The organism is Dyadobacter sp. HNCC25DJ186 (assembly GCF_056895235.1).
This window is the reverse complement of the sequence record NZ_JBXHAS010000006.1, coordinates 202,986-220,457: the sequence shown is the minus strand read 5'-3', so window position 1 is coordinate 220,457 and position 17,472 is coordinate 202,986. Positions and strand designations below refer to the sequence as shown.

Annotated in this window: 14 protein-coding genes; 6 read left to right on the top strand and 8 right to left on the bottom strand. The window is 40.5% G+C overall.

Going from position 1 to position 17,472, the window contains the following annotated elements; all coding sequences use genetic code 11:
* Positions 1 to 138 precede the first annotated feature (138 nt).
* Positions 139 to 2,133, top strand: a complete 1,995-nt coding sequence (locus AC1XUO_RS19065) for a M1 family metallopeptidase (protein ID WP_483331365.1) — start codon at positions 139 to 141, stop codon at positions 2,131 to 2,133.
* A gap of 90 nt (positions 2,134 to 2,223) precedes the next feature.
* Here AC1XUO_RS19065 and AC1XUO_RS19060 read toward each other — a convergent pair whose 3' ends face one another.
* From AC1XUO_RS19060 to yihA, 5 genes are all read right to left on the bottom strand, one after another.
* Positions 2,224 to 3,171, bottom strand: coding sequence for a 3-oxoacyl-ACP synthase III family protein (locus AC1XUO_RS19060; protein ID WP_483331364.1), 948 nt, complete (start codon positions 3,169 to 3,171; stop codon positions 2,224 to 2,226).
* Between the two features lie 147 nt (positions 3,172 to 3,318).
* Entirely contained in the window at positions 3,319 to 4,440 is a 1,122-nt protein-coding gene (locus AC1XUO_RS19055) for a glycosyltransferase (protein WP_483331363.1), read from the bottom strand.
* Positions 4,437 to 5,096, bottom strand: coding sequence for a deoxyribose-phosphate aldolase (gene deoC / locus AC1XUO_RS19050; RefSeq protein ID WP_483331362.1), 660 nt, complete (start codon positions 5,094 to 5,096; stop codon positions 4,437 to 4,439). The genes AC1XUO_RS19055 and deoC overlap by 4 nt, the downstream gene beginning before the upstream one ends.
* Before the next feature lie 75 nt (positions 5,097 to 5,171).
* The gene (locus AC1XUO_RS19045) at positions 5,172 to 5,675 is read right to left on the bottom strand and encodes a DUF5606 family protein (RefSeq protein ID WP_483331361.1); all 504 of its coding nucleotides are present in this window, start codon (positions 5,673 to 5,675) and stop codon (positions 5,172 to 5,174) included.
* A 180-nt stretch (positions 5,676 to 5,855) separates the two neighbouring features.
* Positions 5,856 to 6,470, bottom strand: coding sequence for a ribosome biogenesis GTP-binding protein YihA/YsxC (gene yihA / locus AC1XUO_RS19040; protein WP_483331360.1), 615 nt, complete (start codon positions 6,468 to 6,470; stop codon positions 5,856 to 5,858).
* A gap of 427 nt (positions 6,471 to 6,897) precedes the next feature.
* Between yihA and AC1XUO_RS19035 the strand changes: the two genes are divergently transcribed.
* The 3 genes from AC1XUO_RS19035 to AC1XUO_RS19025 all read left to right on the top strand — a co-directional run bounded on the left by AC1XUO_RS19035 (position 6,898) and on the right by AC1XUO_RS19025 (position 11,053).
* Positions 6,898 to 8,277, top strand: coding sequence for a proprotein convertase P-domain-containing protein (locus tag AC1XUO_RS19035; protein WP_483331359.1), 1,380 nt, complete (start codon positions 6,898 to 6,900; stop codon positions 8,275 to 8,277).
* A 119-nt stretch (positions 8,278 to 8,396) separates the two neighbouring features.
* Entirely contained in the window at positions 8,397 to 10,382 is a 1,986-nt protein-coding gene (locus AC1XUO_RS19030; protein WP_483331358.1) for an SdrD B-like domain-containing protein, read from the top strand.
* A gap of 221 nt (positions 10,383 to 10,603) precedes the next feature.
* Positions 10,604 to 11,053 carry a thioredoxin family protein gene (locus AC1XUO_RS19025; protein WP_483331357.1) on the top strand — a complete coding sequence of 150 codons (450 nt, stop codon included), beginning with the start codon at positions 10,604 to 10,606 and terminating at the stop codon, positions 11,051 to 11,053.
* 181 nt (positions 11,054 to 11,234) lie between these two features.
* Here AC1XUO_RS19025 and gmd read toward each other — a convergent pair whose 3' ends face one another.
* Entirely contained in the window at positions 11,235 to 12,347 is a 1,113-nt protein-coding gene (gene gmd, locus AC1XUO_RS19020; protein WP_090336948.1) for a GDP-mannose 4,6-dehydratase, read from the bottom strand.
* A 63-nt stretch (positions 12,348 to 12,410) separates the two neighbouring features.
* Complete coding sequence (locus AC1XUO_RS19015) at positions 12,411 to 12,974, bottom strand: SPOR domain-containing protein (RefSeq protein WP_483331356.1); 564 nt, start codon at positions 12,972 to 12,974, stop codon at positions 12,411 to 12,413.
* Positions 12,975 to 13,082: 108 nt separating this feature from the next.
* Here AC1XUO_RS19015 and murB point away from each other — a divergent pair, with 108 nt between their 5' ends.
* Together murB and AC1XUO_RS19005 are read left to right on the top strand one after the other, a co-directional pair.
* Entirely contained in the window at positions 13,083 to 14,108 is a 1,026-nt protein-coding gene (gene murB, locus AC1XUO_RS19010) for a UDP-N-acetylmuramate dehydrogenase (protein ID WP_483331521.1), read from the top strand.
* Between the two features lie 9 nt (positions 14,109 to 14,117).
* Complete coding sequence (locus tag AC1XUO_RS19005; protein WP_483331355.1) at positions 14,118 to 15,359, top strand: hypothetical protein; 1,242 nt, start codon at positions 14,118 to 14,120, stop codon at positions 15,357 to 15,359.
* Here AC1XUO_RS19005 and AC1XUO_RS19000 read toward each other — a convergent pair.
* Positions 15,327 to 17,330, bottom strand: coding sequence for a T9SS type A sorting domain-containing protein (locus AC1XUO_RS19000; protein WP_483331354.1), 2,004 nt, complete (start codon positions 17,328 to 17,330; stop codon positions 15,327 to 15,329). The two genes, AC1XUO_RS19005 and AC1XUO_RS19000, sit on opposite strands and share 33 nt — an antisense overlap.
* Positions 17,331 to 17,472 lie beyond the last annotated feature (142 nt).

Genomic DNA, 17,472 nt, shown 5'->3' with positions numbered 1-17,472 from the left:
AAGCTGGGGGTATGATAGAAAAACGAAGTTTATAAAATTCGCCGATGAATAGCAAAAATGAAACTTTTTAATACGAGAAGAGGCGAAAAGCCGTATATTGCTCGTTTAGAAATACATATTTTACTATAAACAATACGAATGAAGATCATATCAGATCGCTTAATGCTCATGGCAGTTTTGTGCCTGGGTTCTTTAAGTGTTTTCGCTCAGGAAGCGGACAAACCGAAGTACGATGCGCATGTACTTTTTCACCCTTTGTTTAATTTCCAGCCAGGTAGCGAATATCGTACAGGAAGCGGTGCTCCCGGCCCTCGTTATTGGCAAAACCGCGCTGATTATAAGATCAACGTAGCATTAAATGAACAAGAAGAAACAGTGTCAGGTGATGTAGAAATTACGTACAAAAATAACTCTCCTGAGGCGTTGGAATTTGTATGGCTGCAACTGGACCAGAATGCGTTCAATAATGATTCCCGCGGCGGCAAGACAACTGCTATTACTGGCGGAAGGTTTGGGAACAATGGTTTTAATGGCGGTGATGCGATCAAAACTGTTTCCGTGCAACAGGGAAACGGAAAGGCAACGGATGCTAATTTTATCATCACAGATACGCGTATGCAAATTCGCCTGGCTACGCCGGTGAAAGCGAATGGCGATATCATCAAAATCAAAATCGCTTATTCCTTCAAAATTCCTGAATATGGTTCAGACCGTATGGGGACACTTGAAACAAAAAATGGTATTGTTTACGAAATGGCTCAGTGGTATCCACGCGTGGCAGTTTTTGATGATATCGAAGGCTGGAACGTGCTTCCTTATCTTGGAGCTGGCGAGTTTTACCTTGAATATGGTGATTTCGAATATGCGGTTACTGTGCCTTGGGACCATATCGTTGTCGGTTCTGGTGAATTGTTGAATCCTGGCGAAGTACTTACAGCTGAGCAAAGAAAACGTCTGGCTGATGCAGCCAAAAGTGACCAGACTGTGATGATCCGTACGGCAGAAGAAGTTACAAATCCTGCTTCGCGTCCAAAACAATCAGGAACGCTTACATGGAAGTTTAAATGTCTTCAGTCACGCGATATCGCCTGGGCAACTTCCAAAGCTTTTGTCTGGGATGCTGCCCGTATGAATCTTCCGAATGGAAAAACGGCATTGGCGCAATCGGCTTATCCGTCTGAAGACGGCGGAAAAGATGGCTGGGGACGTTCGACAGAGTACGTGAAGGGCTGTATTGAATTTTATTCTAATTATATCCATGAATACACCTATCCGGTTGCAACAAACGTGGCAGGAATAGTAGGAGGGATGGAATACCCTGGTATCGTGTTTTGCAGCAGCAAAAGTCGCAAGGATGATTTATGGGGTGTTACGGATCACGAATTTGGACATAACTGGTTCCCGATGATCGTGGGAAGTAATGAAAGAAAATATGCCTGGATGGATGAAGGATTTAACACATTCATTAATTTCCTTTCCGGAGATAATTTCAATAACGGCGAATATAAAGACATTCAGATGAATGACCTGCACCGTTTGGCACCAATTATTTTCCGCGATAAGGCGGATCCAATTATGACAATTCCGGATGTGGTTCAGGCTGCAAATCTGGGTTGGGAAGCTTACTACAAGCCGGCGATCGGTTTAAAAATGTTACGTGAGCAAGTGCTTGGAAAAGATCGTTTCGACTATGCGTTCCATACGTATGTAAAACGCTGGGCATTTAAACATCCAACGCCTTATGATTTCTTCCGCACCATGGAAGACGCAGCGGGAGAAGATCTTGGCTGGTTTTGGAAAGGCTGGTTCTTTGAAAATTATAAACTGGACCAAAGTGTGAAAGATGTTGCATACATCGAACAAAATCCTTCAAAGGGATCTGTTATCACGATCGAAAACCTTGATCAGTTTGCAATGCCTGCGAAAGTTGACGTAGAGGAAGTGAGCGGCAAGAAAACACGTGTTGAACTGCCTGTGGAAATATGGCAGCGCGGCGGAAAGTGGACTTTCAAAGTGGATACGCAACAACCGCTAAAATCGGTGACGATTGATCCAGATCATCAGCTTCCGGATATTAATCCCCAAAATAATAGCTGGAAACCATCGAAATATTCTGTTTCTGAAACAAACTAAGACTAGTACAAAATATGAAAGCCTTGCAGAGTTGATGAAAATCAGATCTGCAAGGCTATTTTTATGCGAAAATAGAAGTAACGATTATTTCTAGATTGTAATTAACATAGCACCGTAAGAATAACCGCCGCCGAAAACGGTGATTACAATATTCTGGCCCTTTTCAAATCTTGATCTGTTTTCAGAAAGCGCAATAGCGCAGCCAGCACATCCGGTATTTCCAAGATACTGAATATTAGAGATCAATTTTTCCGCAGGTATTCCCAATGTATTGATCACATTCAGGCTGATCCGGTGATTGGCCTGGTGAGGGATCAGATAATCCAGATCATCAATAGTCATTCCGCAAGCCTGTAAAACCTGTTGGCTAACTTTTGGCATATAGATACATGCATTCTGGAAAACATCTCTTCCAAACGGCATGATAACCCCGCGTTCGTTCGGACGTAGTACGACAGCCTCGACAGCCTTCCCACTTGTTGCAGCTCCGCCGGTGATCAGCTTTTTGATCTGCATATCTGAATCAGACTGCCGTTCTTTCGAAATTAAAATAGCCGAGGCTCCGTCTCCCCACAAATGCCCGGAAACAGTATCACTTTCATTATAGTAAGCAGTATTATGATCCGATACAATAACCAACGCTTTGGAAGCCTTACCCATCGCAAAGTAACCTTCAACAATTTCAATGGCGTTTAAAAGCGATGAGCAGGCTGAAGAAATTGTTACTACCGGAATATCCGGAAGTGCTAAATGATGCTGAACGGCATGTGCAACGGTAACAATAGTATCGTATGGCGTGTAAGTACCTCCGACGATTAAGTCAATTTCATTTTTACTAAATGGTATATTATCCTCTAGCAACAATTTGACAGCTTCAATAGCCATGGTCGAAGTATTCTCTCCTTGTGCAGCTTTGCGGCGTTCGTAAATTCCCGTACGCTCGACAATCCATTCGCTGGACAGGTTATTAAGATTTGTAAAATATTCATTACCAATTACTTCGCTTGGTAGATAATGACTGAGTGTATTAATATACATGGTTGAGAAGTTGACTTCGCAATCTACTATTCTGTTTAATTCCGAAAGTTAAATATTTCGTAGAAAGCATAGTACTTAATATTTGAACAATTCAATAATAAGTTTATAAAATTATACAAATAATTTAAGTAGTTAAAATTCTGTTTTTTAAGATTGTAATAAATTTTTATAAAAACACTGCAAAATCCGTTCCTCACTTACCCAGTTATAGTGGTTTTCTGCAGATACTCTTCCACGCTGTCCCATGGTTTTCGCCATCTCCGGATTTTCGATCAGCCACTCGAATTTCCCGGCTAAAGTATTGGCATCATAAGGCGAAATACAAAATCCACATCCTGAGGTTTCTACTACCTTTCTGTACAACGGAAAATCGGAAGTAATCACCGGCAAATTCAAAGCCATATACTCAAATAGCTTTGTCGTATACGAATCCGGATAATCTGCAACTGGTTTTAGTAATGCTATCCCTGCCGTGGCGCCATTTGCATACTTGAGTATTTTCCGAAAGTCAGTATATCCGTGAAATGTCAAATGCGCTTTAACATTTTCAAAATGAGGCAACTTTTTAGCTTCGTCCCAGTCAAACTGAACTTTTCCAAATAAGTGGACGTGAAATTCAGGATGTTTTATTTTTAATAATGCTAACGCTTCAACGATTGTGTCAAAGGATCGCTCCATCGAAATGACACCAGAATAAAAAAATACGGGAGGGAATTTCACTGCCCCCTCTTTTTCAGCATGTGAATCAACAAAAACTACTGAAACGTAGTTATGAATAATCGCATGGGGCAGAGGCAGATTTTTATATTCCTCTAAATAAGCATCTTCGGTGAAAACGCAATAAAATTTCTTCCGTGCATACCCGTCAAAAATTTTGAATAAACGGCGGTAAATCACCGCCTGGTTATATCGCTTAATCGAAAATTTCTTGTAAAGATTTTCCTGAACCTCGTAAATCACTTTCGCCCCCAACATTTTAAATAAAAATGCCGCTGGTATCAATTCCGGCACAAATATATGAACAATTGCAGGACGAAAAAGTAAACATTTGTAAAGTAAGACTGGATAACAAAATAAAATTCTTGGCAGCAGTTTACGAAAAAGAGGCAAATTTACAAACCTTATTTTTTCATCCTTATCAAGGTTATTCGCCCCTGGAATTGCACAAATCACGTCGTAAAAGGGAGCCAGTGAGGGTGCAATCTTATAAACAATTCTAGGATCGGTAGCCGGATGCACAGTACTGAGCAGTAAAACCTTTGGTTTCATTGTCCGGTAACGATCGCAACTCCGGAAGACGTCCCGATCCGGTCAGCGCCTGCTTCGATAAGAGCAATAGCCTGCTCCCGTGTTTTAATACCACCGGACGCTTTAATTTTGATCTCAGCCGGAAGTATAGCACGCATTTTTTTTACCGTTTCAATTTCGGCACCTTTTGGTGCAAAGCCTGTTGATGTTTTTACAAAATCCACTTTCGATTCTGCACAAATTTCACAAGCTGTATAAAGTTCGAATGAATCCAGATATACCGTTTCAATAATTACTTTAAGCAGCGCATGACCAGCGTGGGCAATTTCGGCCAATTGCCGAAGTTCTTCCCGGATGCTCAGGTAAGCCATAGACTTAAACCGGGCAACGTTCATTACTACATCAAGTTCAGTCGCGCCATTAGCTAACGCGTTCTGAGCTTCAAATATCTTCGTTTCAGTCGTAGAATATCCGAGCGGAAACCCGATTACCGTAGCAATTTCAATTTTTACCGGACAAAATTCGAACATCTCCACAGTATATCCCACATATCCCGGAGCCACGCAAACTCCTTTGAACTGATGAATCCAGGCTTCCTCGCACAATTTGCGAATATCTGTTTCGCTGGCTGTAGGAGAGAGCAGTGTGTGGTCTATGTATTCGGAGAGTTCTGTCATAAAAAAAATTGATCGGAAAGATAAAGCAAAAACCCCATCTATCGACAGGGTTTTTGCTTTATATATACTGCTGAATTACATCTCAGTTTTTGGAGTTTCAACAGCTTCTGTTGTTGACTCTTCCACTTCTTCTGTTCCTGCTGATTCGCCGGCAACAAATAATTCCGGTACATATTTAGCCAACAAGTTATACCAGGTAATCACTTTTTTGATATCCGATACATACACTCTTGAACGATCAAAATCAGGAAGGATCTCATTTAAAAATTCGATAAGATCTTTGTCAGATGAACTTTTGATCTGCAACGCAACCTGCTCGCCGTGTACTTCTCTAATTTTTAGAAAAACATCCGCCAATGGAACTGATTCCTCTTCTCCCTCAGTGAATATAGAAACGTCTTTCAAAACCGAAACTCGGGCAGTTGGTCCGATCAATGACTTTTCATGTTTTTCATCCAGGCTTTCTACAATCACACCTGCGCGGCTTGGTTTCAAAATACGGAACAATCCGCCTTTTCCTGAAACGTTTGCTATCTCTTTCAACAATTCCATTCCTGTTGATTCTACTTTCTCGCTCATCCTTTTGTTTGTGCTATTAGTGGTCTCTTTATTTAAAGTCGATTGATATCATGAAGATAAAGCGGATTTGTCAGTCAATTTCAGGTAACTTTTCACAAGAACGTGAGTGACTCTGCGATAACTTTTTATGATAATTTAAAATTTCCGCAAAATAACGGAAAGATTGGTCGGTAAGCAACCTTATTCAATGTTCGTTTTTTCAAACGTTTGATTATAAGATTCTATTGTAGCCAGAATTGCCTCTCTTCCTTCTCCCTTTTCCGCTGACGTAACGAACATAGGAGGGATTTCTTCCCAGATTTCTCCCAGTTTTTCCTTATATTTTGTCACCTGAGCTTCCTGCTGATACGGTTTGAGCTTATCTGCTTTCGTAAAAATGATGTGAAAGGGGATTCCTCCCTGTCCTAATTCCTCCATAAATTCCAGATCAGCAGCCAACGCGTCGTGTCGAATATCAACTAGAACAAAAGTACATACCAGATTGGACCTGTTGTGAAGATAATCACCGATCATTTTCTCCCATTTTTCTCGTTCTGTTTTGCTTACCTTGGCGTAACCATAGCCGGGCAAATCGACCAGATACCAGTTGTCATTGATAAAATAATGATTGATCAACTGCGTCTTTCCTGGTTGCTGAGAAGTTTTGGCCAGCGCCTTTTTCCCTGTCAGCATGTTAATTAAGGAGGATTTTCCAACGTTAGACCGTCCAATGAATGCATATTCCGGCAAATCTGGCTTAGGGCATTTCTCATAATCAGAATTGCTCATCACATATCTGGCATCTTGAATTTTCATGACGTTAGGTTATTAATTTTGCCACAAAGGTACGGTTTTCTTTTTTAACTGAATACGACCTGCCATTTTCGAAGTAGTTATAAGCACTTCTACGAAGGATTAAACATTTTCAATTTTTGCACTATTACAAGCTACGTATATTGATATTAGTTGTACGGATTGAGGCTAATTAGGTATTATGCAGTTTTAAAATTAATTCTACGTTCAAGTTTAAAAAATACGTGAGCATTTCCAGTTCATTCTAACAATATAGTTGATTTAGCCAATTAGCTTTGTATCACGTTATTCACCATAACAAAAACATTGCCAGCACCCGTTAATAGATTGACTAGCGTATTCCCGGGGGTTTGTAGAAAAACTGAGACAATTATCGTATTTTTATTGACTTAATACATCTACAAGCCCTTTCTATCAGAATTGAAATACAATGAGTGAGTATAATGCCCAGGTTTTTTCTCGTTTTTATTTATCGAATTTTTTTGCGTTAGTTATAATCCTGGCGTGTGCGGCAGTTAATTCAAATGCGCAAAGTTTCTACGCATCAGGAGGTCCAATTCATGATTTTAGAGGTGGATTTAAAATAGATTCTTTCCCGGTAAAAGTTGAAGGCCTCGATTCGAGGATTGATGAGAACTTCGGGATTTCTAAGATTTGTTTTACTATTCTTCACCCAAGAGTATCGGATCTAAAAATTGAATTAATAAGTCCGGATGGCACAAGTATCTGGTTAACAAACCGTAACGGAAGAGATGAAGGCAGACATTATACGAATACCTGCTTCCGTTCTAATGGTTTTTCAGGTTACGTACACCAGGCGGAAGCACCATTTACAGGAGAATATATTCCTGACGGAAGAATGACATTCCTCAACAATGGCCAAAATCCAAATGGAACATGGTATTTGATGATACAGGATTTACGTACAGGAGAACGGGGTGCTTTAAATTTTGTTACGCTGGAATTTAGTAAAAATCCTACGCCGAATACAGATGTAAGTCCTTGTTCGCTGGAAGACGGAACTGCCTGCAAATGCCCCGACGGAAGTGCTGATTGCGAATTGCTTCCTGACCTGGTAATTCTGTCCAGACTAACGCTTGATCAGGTTAAGGAATATCCATGGAATGACCCATATTATCCGGGTCAATTACGTTTGGCGGCCTCTATTGCCAATATCGGTGATGGTCCGATGGAAGCTTTTGGTAACAATAAATGGTATTGCGGAAGTGAGGAAGTTAAAGATTCTACGGTGATTTGTCAGGATAAAACCCATCCGAGGCAACAGATAAATCAGCGTATTTATAAGAAAAACGGGAGTAAAATGGAATGGTTGGATCGTGTTGCCGGCACAAATTATTTCGATGATAAGCCAGGTCATAATCACTATCACGTTGATGACTGGGTCGAATTCAGGGTCATGAAGGAAATCAAGAATAAAAAGGGAAAGGTGACTAAAAGAGAGCTTGTCTCCAAAGGAAGCAAGGTTAGCTACTGTCTGTTTGATTCCGGAATTTGTAATAACAACGACAGTCTCTGCGTCCTGAACGGAAAAACCTATGGTGATCAGAATCTAAACAACTATGGATTAGGAAATTATGTTGACTGCAAGTCTTTGAAACAAGGCATTAGTGTCGGCGGTTATGATACCTACGGAATGATGTATGAAGGGCAGTCCGTTTCTTTGCCAAAAGGTTTGAAGTCAGGTGATTACGTTCTTGAAATCGAGGTCGATCCGACAGGGATTTATAAGGAAAAAGACAAATCGAATAATACATTTAAAATGCCAATCCATATTTCTAAACAAGAATAGCGGATTAACTAACAAACAAATAACACAATAATGTGGCTGGCTTCGAAAAGGGGCCATCAGGACTTCTATGAATTTACTATATCACAAAAAATAAACTCAACTCTATACATCTAATTACTATGAAAGTGATTTTTTACAAATGGCTTCTTCTGGGGCTGACATTGTTTTTATTAAGTAATACCTACGCACAGCAATGCCCTTCCGGAGATTTTACAGCAGTGTCAGGCGGAACATACAGACTTGACGGAAACAAAACGCTACGGATTACCGAAAATGTTACAAATCTAACATTGCAGATCAGCAACCGTGATAATATTATCTGTGTAGCTTCCGGAGTAACCTGGGAACAAAACAGACAAACAAACTTTGATGGATCGGTAAGTATTAATGTTTACGGAACTTTTAACTATAACAGTTCGGACAACTTTAACGGAAATGTACCTTCTTATCTGAATGTTCAGGAAGGCGGTGTGCTGAATACCAACACAAACGGTTTAGGAAGTAACCTGTTGATTAATAACCAGGGCACGACAACTTTCACCACGACCGGGACTATTGACTTCCGTGATTCTTTCTCTTTCTACAATTTAGGGCCAAACGCAAAATTGATTGCAACGGCACCTTCTCTGGTGAAATTTGGTACGAATAATGTAATCTGCAATGCCGGAACGATGGATTTTGGAAGCCTCGAGAATGCTGATGCCAAACGTTTTAAAAATGAAACATCAGGTGTTATCAATATCAGCAGATATTTCTATAACCACGGTTCTATTTTAAATGATGGTGAAATCAATACGCTTTGCGGAAAATTTGGTGCGTCAGCCTGTGAGTTCATAATCGGCGACAAAGGTCCTGGAAAAGAATTTGAAAATAATGGCTGTATGAATATCACGGGAAATGTGAATATTCGTGGTGCTGCTTTTAACAACGGAACCATCACAATTACAAACGGAGATCTTACGATTGACAAAAAAATGTCTGGTTATAACGGATCGATCATCGTAGTAAACGGAAAAAGTGTGATCACCAGTGATGGGGGATATAACGGAACGAACATGTTTTTCTGGGATGAAAATACCGTTGGGCATGATTTCGATGAAAAAAGAAATAATAATCCCGCAACAACGACAGTATATAAAGTAGAAAAAAGAACCTGCGAGAAAGAAGAGGCTTTCGGGTCAATTGGAAATTTGGTTTGGTATGATAAAAACCAGGACGGAAAACAGGATGAAACGGAGCTTCCTGCAACGGATTTGAAAGTGCAGTTGTATAAACTTGTGTCAGGAACCTGGACTTCGGAAGTAAGTGCCGTTACGGATAAATTTGGGAAATACCTTTTCGAAGGATTGACGACGGGTAAATATAAAGTGCAGTTTACGTTGCCAACGGGAGGAAAGTCATTCTTTACATCTTTCAAAAAAACAGGGGTAGATCCTGAACTGGATAGCGACGCAAATACGGCCGATAACAATTCAAGTGACGAAATTTCCATAGACACATCATTCCCGTCTGGAAATGTAAAACGTGATAACATGACGATTGATGCCGGAATTTATGAAGGTTCAACACCGCTGCCGGTTACGTTGATAAGTTTTACCGTTAGTAAAGAAAATGCATCAGTTCAGCTGAAATGGTCAACTGCGATGGAAACGAACAGCGAAAGCTTTGATGTAGAACATAGTTTAACTGGTAAAAGCTGGCAGAAAGTTGGGAACGTCCTGGCGTCGGGAGAAAGTTTGGCGGAGATTAAATACACGTTCACAGATACAAATCCTGCTGACGGAGAAAATCTTTACAGACTAAAAATGATCGATGCTGACGGAACTTTTGCATACAGCGGCATCCGCAGCGTGGGTATAGAACTTGGAGAAGGAGTTGTGATTTATCCAAATCCGGTGGCTGATCGCCTTTATTTAAAAATTACGGATTGGACAAAAATCAACAAGGTTCAAATGTTTGACCTGAACGGAAAAGCGATATTCAATTCGACCAAAGCACCGGTTGATGGAATCGACGTTAAAAATCTGCCATCGGGACTTTATGCTGTTCGTGTGACAAGTAATAATGGAGCCACAAATAGCTTTAAAGTTGTTATCAATAAATAGTGACAAAAGAAACTTCTTTCGCCATTAGAAGTTGTACCAGCTCAGTGAAATTAGCGCCCTTGCAGATACAATTGCATGGGCGCTTTTTTTCTTCTAAAAATTAAGTAAGTTCGCTTTATATTTTCGAAAATAGAATTGAACCTATTGGTTAAGAATTGGTTTAGTAAAATAAACCGGATAGGTATTTTCGTTATTTATTCAAACTATAATATAACCAGACAATGAAAGGTTTTAAAAGCATGATTTCAATGTTGCTCGTTGCGACACTTACCTTCACAACGGTATATGCTAATGACGGCGACAAGAAAGACACCAAGGCAGTTGGAATTAAATTTTCGGAAGGAAGTTGGGCGGCAATTTTAAAAAAGGCAAAAGCCGAAAAGAAAATTGTTTTTCTTGATGCATATACAACCTGGTGCGGACCATGTAAATTATTACAAAAGAACGTATTTACGAAACCAGAAGTAGGAGCGTTGTTTAACCAGAAATTCATCAACGTGAAAGTTGATATGGAAAGTGGTGAAGGTCCGAAACTTGCGAAAAAATATCCTTTGGAAGGTTATCCAACTTTGTTCTTCATCGATCCGGATGGAAAAATCGTTAAACAGGTTATTGGATATCAAAACCCTGAAACTTTGCTAAGTATCGGTAAGGCAATTCCTGCGATTTAATTTATTGTTCAGTATTGTCAGGAAGCTCTGAATGATTCAAGGCTTGTTGAAATAAAGTCAGGTATGGTCATCTGTAGGCCATACCTGTTTTTGTTAAAAATAAAAATGTCAGGTTTTATCATTGCCCAAGGGTTTCCTGACGACAAATGACAAAACCTGACTATAAATGACCAAGAGAATCCTATTCGTAATAATTCATCACCCGGTGGCCGCTATTTTCCAGCAACTGATCTTTCTTGAACAGCGTTAAATCTGCGGTAACCATATCATTGACAAGTGCTTTTAAATCATATTTTGGTTTCCAGCCAAGTTTAGTCATTGATTTTGTCGGGTCTCCGATCAATAATTCAACTTCTGTCGGGCGGAAATATCTTGGATCAACAGCGACAACTTCCTTACCAATCTCAATTTGATATTTTGGATCGTTGCATTTCACCACTTTTGCAGTTTCTGCCGCGCCTTCTCCTGAAAATTCAAGTTCAACCCCAACTTCTGCGAAAGCCATACGTACGAAATCACGGATGCGGGTTGTAATACCTGTCGCGATAACGAAATCTTCGGCAACTTCCTGCTGTAAAATTAACCACATCGCCTCAACGAAATCTTTCGCATGGCCCCAGTCGCGTTGCGCATCCAGGTTGCCAAGAAAAACTTTGTCCTGCAATCCTAATGCAATCCTTGCAACAGCTCTTGTAATTTTACGCGTAACAAAAGTTTCCCCGCGCAAAGGAGATTCGTGGTTGAAAAGAATACCATTTACAGCATACATATCATAAGCTTCACGATAGTTAACCGTGATCCAGTAACCATAAAGTTTTGCAACAGCGTATGGAGAACGTGGATAAAATGGGGTAGTCTCAGATTGAGGAACCTGCTGAACCAAACCGTATAACTCGGAAGTCGAAGCCTGGTAAATTTTAGTTTTTTTCGTAAGCCCTAACAAACGAACGGCTTCAAGAATACGGAGTGTTCCGATTCCATCAACGTTTGCAGTATATTCAGGTTCTTCAAAACTTACCTGGACATGAGACATCGCACCAAGGTTATATATCTCGTCCGGCTGAACTTCTTGAATGATTCTGATGATGTTCGTAGAGTCGCTCAAATCACCATAGTGCAAATGGAAGCGAACATTTTTTTCATGTGGATCTTCATAAATATGATCGATCCTCTGGGTATTGAACAGAGAGCTGCGGCGTTTGATACCATGCACTTCATAACCCTTGCTCAATAATAATTCTGCCAAATAGGCGCCATCCTGCCCAGTAATCCCTGTAATTAATGCCTTCTTCATCGTAAATTAGTATGTATAGAAAATACAAAGATAAAATTAATAGCCAACTTTAACATTTTTCGTCTATTCCCCAGATGCACGGATCATCAGACTGCGTTTTATATCAACCCTGTCAGCCAGAATCACTGCTGACGAATACTGCCCGCGAATTTGTTCAAGATAATGTTCTGCATCGCTTCTGTACATAAAATCTCCTGCCTTCACCCGATAGGTAGGCTGCGAATAACTCACGTAGGGATTTAAATCAGGAAATAATTGATAGACATAAGCCTTCGCATTGTCAGCTTCCTGGCGCACATTTCCCACATACAATTGTATTCTAAATCCGCTTATAAATTTGATGGCTTTATTTTGTTGCGCCATAGTGTCCAAAACGGTTTGCAACCTTTTGTTGACACTTGCAGTTTTTCCATTTGCGACTTTGGAAGTATTATCTGTTGGGGCTGGTTTTGTTTCCGACTTCTTTCCTATGCTGGGTTCTACGTATTCAAATCGTGGCCTTACTGAGGATAGATCTTCACGATAATCGGCTGATGACGCGCTTGGCGTACTCTTTTTGCTACATCCGGAAAATGCCAGGAGGCCAAGTGGAAGAGCGAGCAAAAATATTTTCTTTTTCAGCGTCATAGATAAAACGATTCGTGATGAACCCACAAAGTTAACCAAAAACGTAGAGATAACCCATCCTGGTGTGCTATTTTGAATCTATTACCTAACTTTGCTTTTACTAATTGGATACAACCCGTACAAATGCAACATCACGTTTCCCTGCGCCATCTGAACACATTCGGTCTCGAATCATTTGCGCAATCTTTTGAGGAAGTAAAGTCAGTTGAAGAACTTATTGAAATCCTGAGAAATCCGGAACTGAAAAATGCTCCCAAATTTATTCTGGGAGGAGGAAGTAATATTTTGCTGACGAAAGATATTGATGCGTTGGTAATTAAAATTTCAATTGGTGGTATCAGGAAAATAAAAGAAGACGATAATCATATCTGGCTTCACGTAGGTGCCGGCGAAAAGTGGCATGATTTCGTGATGTATTGCGTGGATCATGGCTATGCGGGTGTTGAAAATTTATCCTTGATTCCTGGTACGATCGGAGCTGCACCGATGCAGAATATTGGTGCTTATGGTGTTGAAATAAAAGATGTGGTTGAGAGTGTGGAAACAATTTTATTCGACTCTACAGAAACCAGAATCTTCACAAAAGAGGAATGTAACTTCGGATATCGTGAAAGTATTTTCAAACATGATTTAAAGGGAAAATGCATTATCACCGGAGTGACTTTCCGGCTGAATAAAAATCCTGTTTATCATGTGGAGTATGGTGATATTCAAAAAACGTTGCAAGAGGCGGGCGTTGACTCCCTTTCAATCAAAGCGGTCAGTGATGCTGTGATCAATATTCGAAAAAGCAAACTTCCGGATCCGGCCGAAATAGGTAACGCTGGCAGTTTTTTCAAAAATCCTGAGATACCCGATGAGCAATTTAACAAACTCAAATCTGATCATCCAACCTTGCCAGGTTATCCCGCAAGTCCTGGTTTTGTGAAAGTGCCGGCAGGATGGCTGATTGAGCAGGCCGGTTGGAAAGGATATCGCGACGGTGCCATAGGTGTTCATGCCCGACAAGCTTTGGTCTTGGTAAACTATGGCGGAGGAAGTGGAGCGTCAATCCAGTTATTATCGCAAAAAATTCAAAAATCAGTTTCAGAGAAATTTGGCATCAATTTGAGCGCCGAAGTGAATTTTATTTAAACAAATATTATGAGTCATAGGAAGCTCTATACATCATTGGTTATTCTTATCCTGTTTGTTACGATATTTTTTTTGAAACAGAATTTTTTAGGAGAACTATATCAGGACGAACATCACTATTTGCCAACTGCTGTATTTTTCAGCAAAGAGCCCATCCCGTCGCTGGATCTTTTGAAAAGTTATAATGAGTTGAATACGCCGATTCCTTTCATTTTAGGCGGTTGGGTGGTAAATGTCTTTGGTGAAAATATTCAATGCCTTCGGTTGTTGACTTATGCAGTAAGTTTTATATTACTAATGACTTTCGTGTGGGCCAGCCCCGACTATTCGAAACGCTTTTTCCTATGTCTTGCGGGATTAATGATTTTCCCCAATTATTATTTGTGCAGTGTTTATTATTACACTGATATTTTCGCCATGCTGGGTGTTCTCGCCGGAACAGTTGCTTATCTGCGAAAAGCACATTGGTGGGGAATGGTATTTTTCATAGCTGCTGTCAGCAGCCGGCAATATATGCTTGCTTTTCCGGCAGCCATCGTTGCTTACGAATTCCTGGAATTATTGAAAACCAACTCAAACGTCCGTAATTTTTTTTCCGGTTTATTTAAGGATATTTCCTGGCTTCCCTATGCTTTGGCGGTATTGAGCATTGCTCCCTGGGTTTTGCTCTGGAACGGTCCGGCGCCGGCAGCGGTAATGGCTAACCAATATTATGATTCGGACAAACTGATTCAATACAATTTCGGATACGTGATTTATTCTTCTGCTTGTCTGGCGGTATACTACGTGATTCCCGAAATATTGATTACGGGAAAGCTGAAATATTTTATCAATTACCCTAAAAACCATCCTGGGTTTTTCTTCACTTTTCTTGTTTTAGTAATAACACTAATTACCTTTTTTCCAGCGAAACAGGCTTATAATCCCTACTTCACCTGGCCATATCTGGGTTATGTCGATCAGCTGCTGATGACGATGGGTATAACCGGTTTTATCAAACAAATTGTTTTTGGTTTGCTGATGCTGGTCACATTCATGCGGTTTATTTCTCCAAAATTCGGTCTTGCGGGCTGTGTTGTTATTATCAATATCCTGCTTTTGGGGAAGGCTCAGCTGTCATGGGATAAATATTCGCTGCCGATGATCATGGTTTTATGGTTTCTTGCCATGTTTGACTATCACTGGCTTTTCGCAGCCACCGATAGCAAAGATGATGAATTACTTGACAACGACAACCCGGTGAGAGGATGATTTTTCACCAGCGTGAATTTTTAAGACATAGGTCCCCGTGCTGAGATTATTGGTATGAAGCGATACCCATTCATTCCCTGAATAGGTCCTCGTCTCCATTTTGACCCCGGAAGAAGAAAAAATATCAACGCGGTCGATTTTGTCAGATGCTGAAACTACATTGATCACATCGATGGTTGGGTTGGGATAAACGTTGATGGCGGCCATTGCTTCATTTATTACATCATCGGATCCTTTCACTAATTTTAAATAAGCGATCGGAGATTCTGATTTGTCTGTGTATCCTCTGATCTGGTAAGTGTATTCTTCACCTTTCCTGGCCGACGGATCGGAATACTCCGTTTGATCTTTTGACAAATAGATGATTTCATGTGTTTGCAGCGAATCTTTTCCGTGCAGCCTTTCCAGAATATATCCCGTGACGCTGGGAAGTTTATTCCAGTTCAGCACGATATTATTTTTCGGCTCAGATCCGGTGAGCGTTAGTGTTCCAAGATCAACATAAGGATTGATGGTATTGTGGTGAAACGCAAATGCCCTGAAACCTCTTGTGTTTTTCAAAAAAGGACCGATATATACCCAAGGCGCTGAGACAAGACCGGAATAGTGGTATTTGGAAGGCAAATATTTGATCAAAGTATCATTTCCAACCGTTTTAAGTGAAACAATAACGCGGTTTGCTTCCGCTCGCCCAGCTTTTAACTTCTGCCATTCTTTATTCAGGTAAAAGAAATCTTTAACAGAATAGGTTGAAGACGTTTCCTGGCTTCCTGGAATATTCGCGCTGACGGTATCATTTGGATAAACCATTTTCTGGTAATCTTCAAAAACCATGGTGATTTCATCCCGGCTTGGCGTGGAATAAAATGCCTTTTGAAAACTTGGTGAAGTTGCTTTTTCTTTTTCTCCATAATGGTAAAACCCGGCCATTTCAGCCAGGTCGCGGCCTACCTGTAGATAACCTTCCAGCCCGTAATGAAAGCCGTTCCAGTCGGGTGCACCTAGCGCCGCATAAGGTTGGATAATCGAATATTTCTTATTTAACAGCCGCTGCTGTTCTCTGAATGCACCAATCCGGTCATCGTAAGGTCCACCACCGAAAAGCGGCAATTGAAAAACGTACATTTTTTCAATCATCGGATAATCTTCCTGTAAATTGGCCATGAGTTTATCAAAACGTGGTGCCCATACTGAAGGATCGTCAGAAGCTGCTTCTGCTTCGCCCTGCCAGTAAAATATGCCTTTCAGATTTGGTAAGAGCCCGGTTTGTTGTGCATAATTCAGCAAAATGCCATAACCTGTCGTGGCGTCTGCGTGGTTGGTAGGATTTCTGTTTGTGAGGTCAAGAATCGAAGCTCCGGCCATAGAACCGTTAACGACACAGGTTGGAATTTTATATTTTTCGGCAACCCGTCGTTGAAATTCAATTCCGAAAATTCCCACTCTCGGCGTTACCGCATTGGATAAATCGAAACCATTTCCATTGGCAGTAGAACCAAATGTCCTGCAAAATTCATTGCGATAGGTATAATCAACTTCCCAGGCAACCGCGTTGGATTGGCCATAAATGAGATAGAAGTCACCCGCAACGACGTCATCCCTGCGAACAATCAAAGATGAATCAGTAGCTGACTTACAAGCATATACTTCAAAAGCATACTCTGCAAGCTCAGCCTTGATCTTGGAAGTCAGGCTGAAGGGAGCAGTTGATCCAGCGTAGGCCAAAGCTCCTTTTTGATATCCGGCTCTGATTTTGTTTCTGTATTTCACGACTGAAACATACGAATAGCCAGCTGACTGAATCTTGCCGGCAATCGTGATATCCGCTTCCTTGTTTTTATCCCTTGCAAAAAGCTGTTTGTCTGTCGGAAGTTTGTCAAAAACAGCAACACCGATGGTCTGGCTGAAAGTCAGTTTGCTTCCAAATACAAGTAACAAGAGCAAAAAGAATGAAAGTAAAATTTTTTTCATAAATGTATAATTCTTTGCCCATAACAGATACAGGCAATATGTACGATATAATTTTTTATGAGTGATTTAAGTTGTTGAAATTAACTCTTTTAAATATTTATTAAAGTGTAAAAATTGACATTTCCCAGGTTTTTATATTTAA